This window comes from Legionella sp. PATHC032 (genome assembly GCF_026191185.1).
GTDB lineage: Bacteria > Pseudomonadota > Gammaproteobacteria > Legionellales > Legionellaceae > Legionella.
Genome location: NZ_JAPHOV010000001.1, coordinates 2,041,723 through 2,056,409, shown reverse-complemented (window position 1 = coordinate 2,056,409; position 14,687 = coordinate 2,041,723). Strand labels below are relative to the sequence as shown.

Below are 14,687 nucleotides of genomic sequence, written 5' to 3'. Positions count from 1 at the left end.
TAGAGCTAGTTGTTCATGAAACAGAGATCACAAAAAGTACACTTAAGTCTCACTAAGGAGTGTATAGTGAAAATACAGTGGCTAAAGTTGGAGAGAGGAGACCAGGTATTAAACCAGGGTAGTTTACAGAGTGGTTTCATATGAATTGGGCTTTCATAAATTCGACGTGCTGATAGCTATTAAAAAAGCCTGTAGTTAAGAGCCCATTATTTCAACTCCATCCCAGAGTTTAGAAATGACAATAAAATGCTTGCCTTTCTTTAAAGACAACGATTGATTAGACTCGGCTCTGTGATATAAGCAGCCGATTCGGCCAACCTTCCTTGAAAATTGTACCCCAATCGTTTAATAATCCGTGTTCGAAATGAGCAGTCATTGGAGGATAGGACTAGTGCCAGTTCCTGAAATATCATTACTTAATCATCTCTCAGGCTATATTGGCTGGAAGGATTTAAACCTACACTATTTAGGCGCAAACAAAGCGTTGCTGGAATTGAAAGGATTTCGTGATATAGAAGAGCTTGCAGGTCAAACAGACGAGGACCTGTCACCTTGGGCTACTGAAGAGAATAAAATGTTCCAGCAGCAAGATTTGAGCGTATTAAATGGCGAAAAAATAGCAACAGTGCATTTCGATTCAAGAACTAGTGAAGTTTTCCTGTTGGAAAAATGTCCTTTAACAGACCAGGAGAATAAGGTGACGGGATTGATTTATTATTGCCATCCTTATCCCAAGAATGAAGTGTATAGAGCTTTAAAGGATTTTGATGATAACAGGCAGTTAAGTAGCCATCATTACACGCTGAATGATAATAAAAATATCTATGGATTAACAGACCGTGAGCATGAATGTGTGTTTTTATTAATAAGGGGGAAATCCGCAAAAGAAATAGGTGCTTTGCTTTCTCTATCCAAACGGACTATAGAGTCGTACATAGAAAATATTAAGAATAAAATGGATTGCGGAATAAGGCTGAAATACTGGTAAAAGCAGTGTTAAATGGTTATCACAATTACTTTCCTGCAAGACTACAGCAAGCGGCTATTGTAAGGTCACTTTAATCATTATGATGCTGATCTTCTACCGTATAAATACGGTGATTGAAGCAAGGTTGAATACTGTATTATTTTACAAACTTACCTGAATCATTTGAAAGGAAACTCTCATGCGCCGTTTATTGATTACCATGTTTATTGTTTTATTATCTAATGCGGGATGTTGTGCGCCTGTTTTTGAAATTCTTCCTCTTGGAGTTTATGGTGGTTTGAAAGATGGAAATTTATCAGCTTATTTAATAAAGGCTATCGAAAGTAAAAATTATACGGCTCTTGATGGGGGCACTTTGGTGCATGGGCTTGAAGTCGCAGTCGATAGACAATCCCTGCCTAATAAAAAGGTTGACGATTTGCTGCAAAAACATATTCCAGCCTACCTTATTTCTCATGCCCATCTTGATCATGTTATGGGGCTTGTGATGGCGCAACCCGAATTGCGAGAAAAGCAAACCATTATGGCACGTGAAGAAACAATGCAGGCATTGCAGAAAAATATTTTTAATTGGTCTGTCTGGGGAAATTTTGGAGATAGCGGGGAAACTCCTCATTTGAATTTTCAGCATTATCAAACTATGCCATTACTCCAATGGGTTGCTATTCCTGATACTAAGCTACACGTTAAAGTGTTCCCTTTAAGTCATGGTGGAATGGCATCAAGCGCATTTTTAATCCGTTATGGGACTGAGTACATCCTCTATTTTGGTGATACTGGTGCTGATCACATTGAAAAATCAACAAGCCTGGAGAATATTTGGAAAGAAATTGCGCCACTCATAAGAAATAAACAGCTTCATGCCATCATGCTGGAGTGTTCATTTTTAAATTCACAACCGGATGACAAATTATTTGGTCATTTAAAACCAAACCTATTTATGTTGGAGTTGCGAAAATTAGCATCGATTGTTGATCCTTCAGATTTAAGAAACTCACTACAAGGCTTACCTGTTGTTGTTACGCACATCAAACCCAGGTTAGTTGACTTTTCAAACTCTAATGAAGATACAGAAAAACAGGTTATAAACGAATTGTCTCAGGAAAATGATATTGGCATAGAATTAATTAAACCGGAGCAAGGTATAGTCCTAAGTTTATAATCGATGAAATGTCATGACAGCTGCAAACAGGGCCAAATCATTTTTGGTCGCTTCATGACTAAAAATGCCTTGATGTCTACAACTTATTAGAGCTTGATTGAAAGTAATTCACTTTCAATCAAGCTCTAGTATATCTCCTAACAAATTTCCAGATCAAAGTGTGAGCACTTTAAATTGTTTTCATACTAACGTACATTTATTGTATTAATAGCGAATTTCCTCAAAAATCCACCTGAATTGCTTAATGTTTTTTAAATTATTGACTGTCATAATTAATTAGGCTTTTTGGAGTATTCCTTATGGCCAATAAAATTATTACTGAAAATATAGATATTTATCAGCATCCTAAAGAACCTAAAGACAATTTAGGTTCCATTACTATTGGTGATTTACATGGAAACACGGTTAAAGTTCTTCATTTTTTATTACAGCACAACGTAGTTAGATTTAAAAACCAGCAGAATAGAGAACAGCTATTTCAAGATTTTGTTGATCTTTACGAAAAAAGCGACGAAGTTGCAAAGAATTTTTTTGATAGGAGAGGTCCTGAGAATCGTATTAAGATATTCGCTGAGCAGTTGAAGAATGCTGAGGCAAGGATACAAGAACTAGAATTCAAGTTAAATGATTTAACTTAAAATTCTGTGAGCATCTTTATATCCAGCTTCAATACGCCTTTGTATCGATTTACGGGAAAAATCAAAAGAGGCGGTTGTATTTTCAGCGTCTGAGCTTTCTATATAAATTATATCTTGAATATATTTGTAATTAAGCAGTCGTTTATAGCCTGGGAGTTGTCTTATAAAGCTATTTTCTGGAACTATCTTTTCAATTTCCTGTATTGTTTCAACATACTCATTAATTTTTTCAGTTAATTCGGTATTAAAACGGATTTTATTGGAAAAAATGATTTCAAATACTCTATCAAAAACCTCAGGTATATTCGTCGGTATTTTTCCCTGACTGGGGAAAAGATTAATCACAATAATTTGCTTTTCAATGTTTGGATTAGGATTGAGTTTTTCCAGAACCGGAGATAACGGAGTATTTGAAAATAAACCACCGTCCCAATAATGGGTATTCCCAATGAGTGTCATGGGAAAGCCGGGAGGCAAACTGCCGCTGGCCAATACATGCAATGGGGTAATTTCTGTACGGTTATTACCCTGATTCTCAAAAACGCTGCTTTTACCTGTTGCAACATTTGTTGCTGTGAGAATTAAATGGATTGGGCTGTTATTCAGTTTTTCAAAATCAATGTATTTTAACAATAATTGCTGTAGAGGCGTTGTGTTATAAAAACTGGTCCAATAAGGCATTGACCAATAATCAGTGCGCAAATGATAAAATGCCGCATTACCAAAAAGTGAGAGAAAAGATTCCGTATTGTCGGGGAATATCTGGGCAGAAAAAACCGTCAGTTCCTCCCAGATTGCTTCCAGAGTCTGGATAGGATCGTCTTTCGCCCCAATCAGTGCCGCTGCATTGATAGCCCCAATAGAAACGCCTGAAATAATGTTCGGCGAAAAATTGGCTGAGGCATAGAGGTATTTTAATACACCTAGCTCATAAGCTCCCAGTGCTCCGCCTCCCTGAAGTACAATAGCCGTTTGCTTCATGGATGTCCTTATCATTCCACTCTGTATCAGCAAGTATAGCAGGTAACTATAATGAAAATGATGTCGAGTCATTGTCCTTTGATGCGTTTCCTTTCTAAGTATTTGTTAAGCATTTTGACTTTCCTGGAAAAAATATTATTATGAATAATTCCATTACCCATATCTGAATAAGTCTATTCTTATAAAACAGGAAGATTTGATGGAAGTTGAACGCATTAAAAATGAAGTAAAACTATTTTTACTCAATTCTTTTCGAATTAAGGATATTGGTTATTCGGATAATATTTTTGACACAGGTGCAATGCACTCTTTATTTTTCATTCAATTATTAGTTTTTATAGAGAAGAAATATAAAATTGATCTGGAGGTCGGTGAATTTGATCCGAACCAGTTAACCAGCATTGATGCCATCGCTTACTTTATTTCCAGTAAACTATAATGGTAATAGGCCAAGAACCTTTATACAGGATTTGGAACAAACGGCCAAATTTGAGCTTTTACTTATAATCCAATACGAATGACTGTAATAAGCTTTGGTGGACAAACGGCATGAAACAAAAAAAACTAACTCTTCTTGGTGCGGGAACAATGGGTTCAGGTATCGCACAGCTTTTTGCGCAATGCGGATTTCATGTCACTTTAATTGATAATCTCCAATCTCAATTGGATAAAGCAAAGACCACTATAGCTAAAAATTTGCACTATCTGGTATTAACTCAAAATTTATCATCGACACAGTCTATTGAAACTATACTGGCATCAATTGCCTTTACAACACAATTAGATGAGCTCAATCAATCGGAATATATTATAGAAAGTATCACTGAGAATTGGGAGCTGAAAAAAGCACTGTATCAGGTATTAAATGAACAATGCAGTTCCGCCTGTATTTTTGGAGTAAACACGTCTTCTATACCTATTACTAAAATAGCATCACTTGTAGAGCATCCTCAACGCGTTATAGGGGTTCATTTTATGAACCCAGCGCCGATAATGCCTATGGTTGAGGTGATTAAGGGATATCATACTGACGAATCGACAATAGAAAAAACCAGAACCTTACTTGAACAAGCCCATAAAAAAATGATCGTCGTTAAGGACTCCGTTGGTTTTGTGAGTAACCGTGCCATGATGATTTTTATTAACGAAGCCATCTTTATGGTACAGGAAAACATCGCATCAATCGAAGACATCGATGTTTTATTTAAACAATGCTTTGGGCATAAAATGGGGCCGCTGCATACTGCTGATTTAATTGGGTTGGATACGGTTCTTTATTCTTTAGAAACAATCTATTCAGAGCTGAACGATCCAAAGTATCGACCATGCTGGTTATTAAGAAATATGGTGGATGCAGGGCTTCTTGGACAAAAAACAAAAAAAGGATTTTATCAATATGAGTAGAATTGCAAACAGGCACTAAGGAGAGGAATTTTGCCCAATTATCAGCCTCGACAAGTGAAACAACAACAGTTCTTTAATCAATTCATAGAAAATTGGCTTCACCCTCATGCAAAAAAATTTGATAAAGAACAAAATATTCCGCGGGATTTTTTTTATACCTTAGCCCAAAATGGCTTTTTGGGCGCTTGCATTCCTAAACAATTTGGTGGGCAGGAATGGGATGAATTGACCATTGGTATCATGCATGAATCCTTTGCTAAAGAGCTTTGTTCTTTGGCAAATATTTTAACAGTATTAGGAATGGTCAGTAAGTCACTTTTACAGTTTGGTTCGAAAGCGCAGAAGCAAATCTGGTTACCCCGAATTGCCTCAGGAGAAACTTTAGCCGCATTGGCTTTAACAGAATCTAATATAGGCAGTGATTTGGAACATGTTGAAACTCAGTTATTGGATGCAGGTGATGAATTCATTCTAAAAGGCAGTAAAAAATACATTACCTTAGGGCAAATAGCGGATTTGTTTTTGGTTTTGGCAAATTGCCAGGGGCAACCTACTGCAGTTTTAGTTGAAAAAGACACGCCAGGCTTAATGATTTCACCCATGTCTAACTTTTTAGGATTACGTTCTAATATGTTGGCAGAGATTTTTTTTGATAATTGCCGAATTCCTAAAACAAATCTGCTGGGTAGTATTGGTATCGGTTTTACCTATGTTATCCAAACTGCTTTAGATGAAGGACGTTATACAACAGCGTATGGATGTGTTGGTTTAGGGCAAGCCTGCCTGGATGCGTCTCGTAGCTATACACAGGAAAGAAAGCAATTCGATCGCAGGTTAGACGAACATCAGCTCATTCAAAAAATGATAACTGAAATGGTGGTGCAGGTTAAAGCCGCTCGGGAATTGTGTTTTTATGCCGGAGAACTTAGGCAAGAAAAAAATCCAGCATACATTGCTGAAACATTGATAGCAAAATACGCGGCTTCAAAAATGGTCGTTTTTGTATCTAACCATGCACTGCAACTGTTTGGCGCAGCTGGTTTTGATGAAACCTATCCTGTTGAGCGATATTACAGAGATGCCAAGGTAATGGAAATCATTGAAGGAACTTCACAAATGCATGAGATATTGATTTCGAAGCTTTGCATCAATAAATAGAGGGTATTATTAAGCAATGAGATCTTCTAAACAGTACACAACAATTTGCTCCTTATTTGAAGAGAAGGTAAAGCAATATCCGGAAAATACAGCGGTTTATCTGGAAGATCGTCAAATTTCGTATGATGCCTTTAATAAACAAGTCAACCAATATGCACGGTATCTGCAAAGAAAAGGGCTGCCATTAAATGGAATTGTAGGCATTCAACTCACGCGTTCTTTTGAAATGCTGGTGGCAATTTTTGCGGTATTAAAGGCAGGAGGCGCTTATTTACCGATAGATCCCGTGGCTCCGGTCTTAAGAAATCAAATCATCCTTGAAGACAGCCAGATCAAATTTCTAATTGTTAGTGATAATTCATTATTGCCCCAAAAAGCGGGGTTGCAAGTATTAAGCATTCATGCCAGTGTGAGCGATGAAGATTGCCATAATTTAAACCTGCCTCGAGAAAAACAGGATTTAGCGTATGTGATGTATACTTCAGGCACTACTGGCAAGCCGAAAGGAGTCCTGATTTCACATCAAGCTTTGCTTAATCGTATTTTATGGATGCAAAACACATTTCCCTTGCAAGCTCATGATGTAGTATTTCATAAAACACACATTTGTTTTGACATCTCTGTCTGGGAAACCTCTTGGTGGTCTATTGCGGGCGCCGGAGTAATACTTTTGCCACCAGGAAAAGAACATGACATCAAGCTGTTTATTCAAATGATTGAGCAATACCAAATCAATGTCATTCATTTTGTACCCTCCGTATTACGAATATTTTTAAGTTACATCGAACAAGATTTTTCGATAAATCGCTTAAGCTCTTTAAAGTACGTATTTTCAAGTGGAGAGGCGCTGGATGCCAAAAGTGTTAATCTATTCAATAAGTTATTTCAAGATCAGGAAGGATTATTAGTTAATTTATATGGCCCCACAGAGGCCACAATAGATGTTTCCTATTTTATTTGTGAAAAACAGAAATATTATCGCACTGTGCCAATTGGAAAGCCTATCCAAAATACTCAATTTTTTGTATTAGATGAGCAGCTAAACTCAAGCGGTTTCGAACCTGGAGAGCTATATATTTCCGGAGTTGGATTGGCTCAGGGTTATTTAAATAATCCAGTGTTGACTCAGGCATCGTTTATAGACAATCCCTACTTGCCTGGAGAAAAAATGTATCGTACCGGAGATATAGTGCGTTGGAATGAAAATCATGAATTATTATTTTTAGGCCGCAAGGATGATCAGGTAAAAGTACATGGCATACGTATTGAATTAGGGGAAATACAACATCATTTACTAGAACATCCCAACATCCAGGATGCCGTCGTTGTCTGTGAGAAAGTAGAGGGTCTTGATCATAGAATGGTCGTGTTCCTAATTGCTAATAATAATCAAACAAAGATGGGGAGTGCAGAACTTAAATCGTTTTTAAAAACCAGGCTTCCAGACTATATGGTACCAGAGCATTATCTATGGTTAAGTGCATTTCCAATAAAAGAAAATGGAAAAATAGACAAAGAGAAACTAATGACTTTCATTTAGCTTCGGCAACATCTGAGAAATAAAAATAATTGAGGAAAATGACTTATACTTAATTAAAAGCCGGTTGCAGGAATAATGTAGACTATGTTTCTTGCTATGAACCCTTCCTATGTCGTCTGGTTAGAGTTTATTACATGTTGAGTGCGGCCAAAGAAATGGAGCCATAAATTATGAATGCCAATAACCATTCCAACAAAATTGCTATTGTAGGTATGGCTGTAAAATTTCCGGGAGCCAATGATCTCGATGAGTATTGGGATTTATTGAGATTTGGCAAAGAAGCGGTCAGTAAATTTTCCGCAGAGCAATTACAGCGCTCGGGTATTGCAGAGCAATTAATTACAAATCCCAATTACAAGCCCTACAGAGGGATATTAGATGATTTGGAATCGTTTGATATCCCTCCGTTTGAAAATACTGGCAAAAATTTTGAATTGTTGGGTACTCAAGGCAAAGTGATGTCCCATTTAACTTTTCGTGCTTTAAGCACTATGAGAAGTCAGGAAAATCACTCAAATAGTTACATCAAAAATACGGCTGTTTATATTGGCGCAAATAATCAACCAGCCGCGCATTTCCTGGGAGCAGCCTACTACCAGGCGATTGATACTCAAAAAGCGATAGAAAGGTATTATTCCAAAGTCATCGCGCCTTATATTTCCTATCAATTTGGATTTCAAGGAAGCTCCATTGATTTATATACCGCTTGCTCATCTTCTTTAACCGCGGTCATCCAAAGCTGTAGAGAGTTAAACAGTCATCAATGTGATATGGCAATTGCAGGTGCGTGTTTAATCGATTTACCACAGGAAGTTGGGTATCTTTATGAAGAGAACGGCTTGTTTTCCTCTGACGGCCATTGCCATTCTTTTGATGCTGCAGCATGTGGCACTTTATACTCAAATGGCGCTGGGTTGGTTGTTTTAAAGCGGCTTGAAGATGCTATTGCAGATAATGATCTAATTCATGCTGTGATTATCGGAGCGGCCATGAATAATGATGGTAATTCTTCAAAAGAAGGATTTATGGCACCAGGGGTTCATGGCCAATATACTTGCTTGCAGTCTGCTTGGCGAAATGCAGAGGTTGAGCCAGGTGATCTGGATTATATTGCAGCTCATGGATCCTCAACCAAACTGGGTGACGCAACAGAAATATATGCCCTGAAAAAAGCATTCAAAGACGTTAAAAAGACACACAGGTGCCCAATAAGTTCAGTAATAAGTAACCTGGGTCATACAGGCATCGTGTCCGGTATGGCTTCAATCATCAAAACAGTACTTATGCTCAAAAATAAGGCTATTGTTCCTTCAATTAATTTTGAAACTCCTAATCCAGATTTTATGTTGGAAGACTCTCCTATATACATTGCCACTGAATTTCAAGATTTCCCTACAGTAAAAAAACACTATTTGGCTGGTGTTTCCAGCTATGGCGCAGGAGGCAGTAACACGCACCTGGTTTTACGTAGCTATGATGAAAATTAGGGTTCTGTTGATATTTCGTTTTTATTCCTGTTAAAAGTTAACCTGCTGCGGTTTGCTTGTTAATAGCCACATACAATTTAAGCAGCAAGGAACATGTCATTTTGGGTTACGTTCGGCCTGAGGAGTGGCAAAAGCCACGTCTCGAAGGCCATCCCTTACAGGCTTCGAGACGTGCAGACGGGAATTGAGCTAAACAGATCTTGGTATCTAAATTGTTTGAGATTTCCTCATCGACAAACAAGAGTAAATCAAGGGGGCGGTTAACAGTACTTTCAGCTTGGTGTTTTACTATAGAGAAAATTATTCCTGTCACTATGATTTGTCAGTCGAATTCAATGGTATAAAACGATTCAGCTTACCCGAATACAAATATTTAATTTCAGGTACCTCAGTGATATTTATTTGGGCATCCATCAAACCAACCTTGCTTAATCGTAAGCGTATATTCTTTTGCAATTGGCTCTTGTTTATAAAACCGGTGGTTACAACCCTGATATTAGCCCCATCGATTGTTTGTTCGACCTGGTATTCCTGAATATTTTTTTCTGGTAAAAGTGCTCCCAAGAAAAGCGAATGATGTACAAAAATATTACCAGGATAATTAAAATCACATCCAGGCCGACCTTTAGGAGTTTGTATAAGCTGATGCTGGATGCCGCAATCGCAGGTTTTATTTAAAAATAATATTTCATCCGAATTTTCATAGCGGATTAATGGCAAAGTGTAATTATATAAGTTAGTTATATACATTTTGGAAACCATGATTCCTTTGCCAACAGGGCGATTTTTTTCATCCAGAGGTTCAATAATGCATTGATCATCATTCAAATGCATCTCATCCACATTCGCTCGGCAATTTAGCCCAACCATCCCTTCAGTACAACCAAATACATTAAAAATATCCACTTTAGGCCAGGTTTCTTTGATTAAAGTCAGGGTCTGCTCGAAAAGTGGCTCTCCTCCGACAAAAAGAATTTTGGGCTCAATTTTTATTTGTCCTTTTTGTACTAGTTGACATACTTTATGAATATAGGAAGGGCCAGCAGATAAAATATCGGGTTGAATTTGATTCAGACGTGTAATCACTATGTTTAATGGGGTTACTGCCATAGGCAGAAAATACATATTTTCATCACGTCGCCCAAAGGTTTTTGCCAAAGAGTAGGCAGCAATTGCCGTGTTTGTTACAAACAGGCTGACAATTCTTGAGTTTGTATTTAGCTTTGCGGTTACTATTTGCGTGCGTTCATAATTGTATAGTGGGTAGCGGATAAATGCCGTGTGAAATGTAATCCATTCATCCCAATCATAAATAAATACGCCTCGTTTCCCGCTACTTCCTCCAGTTGACACGACTTGATAGCGGGAGAATAAATATAACGTATCAATGCTATCATTTTTTTTACTCAGATGTTTTTCAACCAGGTTTAATGAAAGCTTGGGATCGGTGACAATTGCATCCCAATTTTCCATTAAAATGGTTTTATTTATAGTAGGGAGTTCGCCTAATCGTTCTCTGGTAAAGTTCTCTATGTTGATTTTTGCCAGTGTTTTTTTATACCAGGGGGACTTTGATTTTGCGTGAAGTAATATTGCTCTCAGTCTTTTGTTGATAAGATCTTCGAGTATTTCTTTGGAATAATAGATGGCTTCTTGATTTTTTTGAAACTGTTTCTCGTAGTCTTGAATATGCTGCCATATCAGTTGATCTGGAGTTGCTGAATTATAATTCCTCTCATAGATTCGGTTGACCAAGTGGTTGATTTCTTTTATTAAGAGGTGATAAAAAGACATATTACTCCTTTTTCCCGGGGGCTATCCTGACACTATAAGTTATGAGCTATGAGCGAGCCCATATAAAGGGGTGATACTGCCTAAAAGGGATTTTAATCAAGCGATAGCCTGGACTAATTTTTGATTGGCAGTCATCAGGAAGATTAAAATACCTAAGAAAATTATAGCTTAAAACTTGCCTGTATATTTTATTATAAAGGTAGCGCAGACATGAATTATTTTCAGCGTAAGTCAATTACTTATCGAATTGCAATGGGTTCTCGTCAAGCTTAGAAATTATTAAGGTTCAAGTTGATGCCATCCGGAGATGAGTTGGATGATTGAGTAGGGATTCTTGGGGAGAATCAGGTGGATTTTCATTGCATGACTGAGGGCAGTGCCTATACTATTTAATATAACTATTCATCAAAGATGATGCGGTAATTTTTGTAATATAGGTGAAACATAGGGAACCACTTATAGAATCAGGAAGAACCTACACTCTGAAAGTCTGATAGTACACCTCAGGATTGTGAGTGAGAAATTTTATGGCCTATCATCAAATTAGCTATGCTTTTTTGAATCACCAAAAATTACCTCTAGTTATTCAGCCTCAAGCTAAATTAGAAGGTAATGTTCATGTTTTAAAGCAATTTCTTAAAGAAGAAAATACCTTGTTTAAGGAAAAACTCCTCAAATATGGCGCCATTATCTTGCGAGGGTTTCATGTTCATACGGCTGAGCAATTTTTAGAAGTGATCCAGTCAAGCAATTTGGGGCCAAATTATTCTTATGATTTTTGCCCAATTCCTCGAACACGTATTACAGATAATATTTATACCTCGATAAATATTCATCCAAGCTTTAATCTTGCTTTACATAATGAAAAATCATATGACCAGGATTTTCCCAGCCACATTTTTTTTAACTGTATTCATGCTCCGGAAACAGGTGGAGCTACTGTATTGGCTGATGGAAACAAGGTATGGTTTTCCTTACCAACGTTTTTGCAAAAAAAATTGCAGTCTAAAGGGATATTATATCGAAGGCATTATTACGGTACCGGAATACAATACAAAATGATTCGTTCAATAGGTAAAAACTCTGGATGCCTGACATGGATGGAACGATTCCAAACGGATGACAAAAATAAAGTGGAAGTGATGCTTAAGCAAATGGGGACGCAATTTCAATGGATTCAGGGAAATGGGCTAATCACCGAACAGTTGCTTCCTGCGTGCCGGAATCATCCAATCAGCGGAAAATTAGTCTGGTTTAATCAAAGTAACCATGCTAACCATTATTATAATGGAACCAGCGATTACATCAAAAGCAAGATCACTAGTTCTTTTATTCGTTTTATCTTGTTACACAATTACTTTCATCCTTATACTGCTTTTTATGGTGATGGCGAACCTTTATCGAAACAAGAAGCAGATTGTATCAACTCTGCAATACAAAAAAATACAGTATCAACAGCCTGGCAGCCAGGGGATGTGATGATAGTTGATAACTATTCCTGCTTGCATGGGAAAACACCCCATACAGGAAATCGCTTGATCCTGGTTGGATTGACAAAATATTTTGATTAAAGGGACAAAAATCAATGCCTGATGACATTTCACGAAAACGATTTAGTATTGGAGACTTGTATTTTATTAATGAATTTGAAGTCAGTGGTTTGATTTATGAGATTTTCCATCAGAAGAGTTATTTGTCGGATTTTCTTACTTTAAGTGCCGGGGCAGTTGTTTTTGATGTCGGGGCGAATATTGGTGTTTTTTCCTTATTTGCTTTAAAACAATGTCATTATGATACTGAAATATATAGCTTTGAGCCTATCCCTGCTACTTTTAAGTGTTTAAAAAAGAATTTGGCGAGGTTTAAGCATAACGTGCATGTTTACAATGCCGGGATAGGAAATGTTCCAAAAGATTGTAGTATAGATTTTACCCTCTTTGGGGAAAGCTCCGTTACTGCCACTTACAAACCAACGGATAAAATCATCTCCAATTATCAACCATTGTTAAACTATGAAACATTGTTAAAGCTTTCTTCTTTTCAAAACAAGCCGCTTTATTATCAATTAAAATATTTACCTTTTTTGCGGAATTATCTCATTAAAAAAAACTATAAACATCAGACCTTAGAAACCAAAGTCAGATGCCACCTCACTTCATTAGGGCGTTTTATTGAAAAAAACCAGATCACTCGCATTGATTTACTAAAAATTGATGTGGAAGGTGCAGAGCTTGATGTAATAAACAGCATCAAACCAGAGCAGTTTTCGTTTATTAAACAATTGAGCATCGAAGTTCATGATATTGATAACCGGGTTGAAAAACTCGTCTCCTATTTACAAAAGCAAGGTTATATTACTTATGTTGACAGAAACCCAATTTTTGCAGAGTTGGGCTTTAATCATCATATGATCTATGCCAAATTGCCTGAACCGGTAATTGTTGCACAAAGTGAAGAGCCAAATAATCCTGAGAATTATATTGAAGCACGTCAGTATTTTTATGGACTCCTTGCAGGCGGGGTGAGAATGAAACTGCTGGAGTCTATGTTTGACCTTGACTTGTTTCGTTTATTCGATGGCAAACCTTATTTATTGGAAAATGACATTATGAAAACGCTTGAACTGAAACCTGTTCGAGCAAAAAAATGGTTACATTTACTTTGTTGTGAAAATTTTTTAAAAAAAATCACGGTTGGTTCACAGGTCGGGTATCAATTGGCAAAAAGCCAATTGATGTTAGGGGATGGATATTGGGGATTTAAACAATATTATGATTTTTATTGGCAGAGGATGGCAAACGAAAAATTAAGTAATATATTGCGTTTTACTGATCCAAAGTTCAATGTTTCCTGGCCACCGAAAAATGCGGAGGAAGCCAGTTTCCTTGAAACATGGATGACAAAAACAGCAACACCACTTATACAAACTTTATTGGCTTGTCTTGATTTAAATCAATATCGCTCCGTGTTGGATGTTGGGGGCGGTGATGGCACTATTGCTTGTGCACTGGCTCAGGCCTATCCGCATTTAAAAATTACCGTTTACAATTTACCTGAATCAGCAAAAATAGCCCAAAAAAACATAGATGCAATGGGATTACAGAAGCGCATTAGTGTATTTGCGGGTGATTTTATTAACGAAGAACAGTTTCCTAAAGGATTTGATTTGATTTTATTCGTGCGTGTTTTGTGGGACTGGGATAATTCCAGAAAAAGGAAATTATTGAATATGGCTTATCATGCTTTAAAAAAGAAAGGCCATGTTGCTATTTGTGAAGGTTTTAAAGAACGTTGTTATGATCTTTGTCTGACTTGGGAATACAGCTATATTTTTGCGGATGGATTTGATGCAGAAGTTTTTAAAACAACAGATGAGTACAAAATCATGCTGCAGCAAATAGGCTTTACTCCTATTCCCGTCAAATTCATTTCCCCCTCTGATCCAGTGCCTGGAACGGTAGTATTGGCAGAAAAATAATTTTCATCGATTATATGGATTGGCTTAGACTCATTTAACACAACCAAGAGCCTAAGG

The 14,687-nt window shown here is 37.1% G+C and carries 12 protein-coding genes; 10 read left to right on the top strand and 2 right to left on the bottom strand.

Translation table 11 applies throughout. The features are described 5' to 3' along the window. Positions 1 to 391 precede the first annotated feature (391 nt). From OQJ02_RS09255 to OQJ02_RS09245, 3 genes are all read left to right on the top strand, one after another. Entirely contained in the window at positions 392 to 988 is a 597-nt protein-coding gene (locus OQJ02_RS09255; RefSeq protein ID WP_265718894.1) for a PAS and helix-turn-helix domain-containing protein, read from the top strand. Between the two features lie 178 nt (positions 989 to 1,166). Further along, positions 1,167 to 2,150: an MBL fold metallo-hydrolase gene (locus OQJ02_RS09250; RefSeq protein ID WP_265718893.1), complete on the top strand. Its 984-nt coding sequence runs from the start codon at positions 1,167 to 1,169 to the stop codon at positions 2,148 to 2,150. Positions 2,151 to 2,449: 299 nt separating this feature from the next. Then, positions 2,450 to 2,788, top strand: a complete 339-nt coding sequence (locus OQJ02_RS09245; RefSeq protein WP_265718892.1) for a hypothetical protein — start codon at positions 2,450 to 2,452, stop codon at positions 2,786 to 2,788. On the opposite strand, the gene OQJ02_RS09240 is transcribed toward OQJ02_RS09245, so the two are convergent. Continuing rightward, the gene (locus OQJ02_RS09240) at positions 2,780 to 3,769 is read right to left on the bottom strand and encodes a patatin-like phospholipase family protein (protein ID WP_265718891.1); all 990 of its coding nucleotides are present in this window, start codon (positions 3,767 to 3,769) and stop codon (positions 2,780 to 2,782) included. The genes OQJ02_RS09245 and OQJ02_RS09240 overlap by 9 nt on opposite strands. Before the next feature lie 199 nt (positions 3,770 to 3,968). On the opposite strand from OQJ02_RS09240, the gene OQJ02_RS09235 reads away from it, so the two are divergent. The 5 genes from OQJ02_RS09235 (at position 3,969) to OQJ02_RS09215 (ending at position 9,358) form a co-directional block, all read left to right on the top strand. Next, positions 3,969 to 4,208 carry a phosphopantetheine-binding protein gene (locus tag OQJ02_RS09235; RefSeq protein WP_265718890.1) on the top strand — a complete coding sequence of 80 codons (240 nt, stop codon included), beginning with the start codon at positions 3,969 to 3,971 and terminating at the stop codon, positions 4,206 to 4,208. Positions 4,209 to 4,318: 110 nt separating this feature from the next. After that, positions 4,319 to 5,173, top strand: a complete 855-nt coding sequence (locus OQJ02_RS09230) for a 3-hydroxyacyl-CoA dehydrogenase family protein (protein WP_265718889.1) — start codon at positions 4,319 to 4,321, stop codon at positions 5,171 to 5,173. A gap of 30 nt (positions 5,174 to 5,203) precedes the next feature. Beyond that, complete coding sequence (locus tag OQJ02_RS09225) at positions 5,204 to 6,331, top strand: acyl-CoA dehydrogenase family protein (RefSeq protein WP_265718888.1); 1,128 nt, start codon at positions 5,204 to 5,206, stop codon at positions 6,329 to 6,331. Positions 6,332 to 6,347: 16 nt separating this feature from the next. Beyond that, a complete protein-coding gene (locus tag OQJ02_RS09220) occupies positions 6,348 to 7,871 on the top strand; it encodes an amino acid adenylation domain-containing protein (protein ID WP_265718887.1) in 1,524 nt (507 codons plus the stop codon). A gap of 170 nt (positions 7,872 to 8,041) precedes the next feature. Continuing rightward, complete coding sequence (locus OQJ02_RS09215) at positions 8,042 to 9,358, top strand: beta-ketoacyl synthase N-terminal-like domain-containing protein (protein WP_265718886.1); 1,317 nt, start codon at positions 8,042 to 8,044, stop codon at positions 9,356 to 9,358. 312 nt (positions 9,359 to 9,670) lie between these two features. Here the strand turns inward: OQJ02_RS09215 and OQJ02_RS09210 are convergent, their stop codons facing one another. After that, on the bottom strand, positions 9,671 to 11,152 hold the full coding sequence (locus OQJ02_RS09210) for a phenylacetate--CoA ligase family protein (protein WP_265718885.1): 1,482 nt from the start codon (positions 11,150 to 11,152) through the stop codon (positions 9,671 to 9,673). Between the two features lie 527 nt (positions 11,153 to 11,679). Here OQJ02_RS09210 and OQJ02_RS09205 point away from each other — a divergent pair. Continuing rightward, positions 11,680 to 12,723 (top strand): TauD/TfdA family dioxygenase, encoded by a 1,044-nt coding sequence (locus OQJ02_RS09205; RefSeq protein WP_416209896.1) that lies wholly within the window; start codon positions 11,680 to 11,682, stop codon positions 12,721 to 12,723. Positions 12,724 to 12,737: 14 nt separating this feature from the next. Continuing rightward, on the top strand, positions 12,738 to 14,630 hold the full coding sequence (locus OQJ02_RS09200; protein WP_265718883.1) for an FkbM family methyltransferase: 1,893 nt from the start codon (positions 12,738 to 12,740) through the stop codon (positions 14,628 to 14,630). Positions 14,631 to 14,687: the final 57 nt, after the last annotated feature.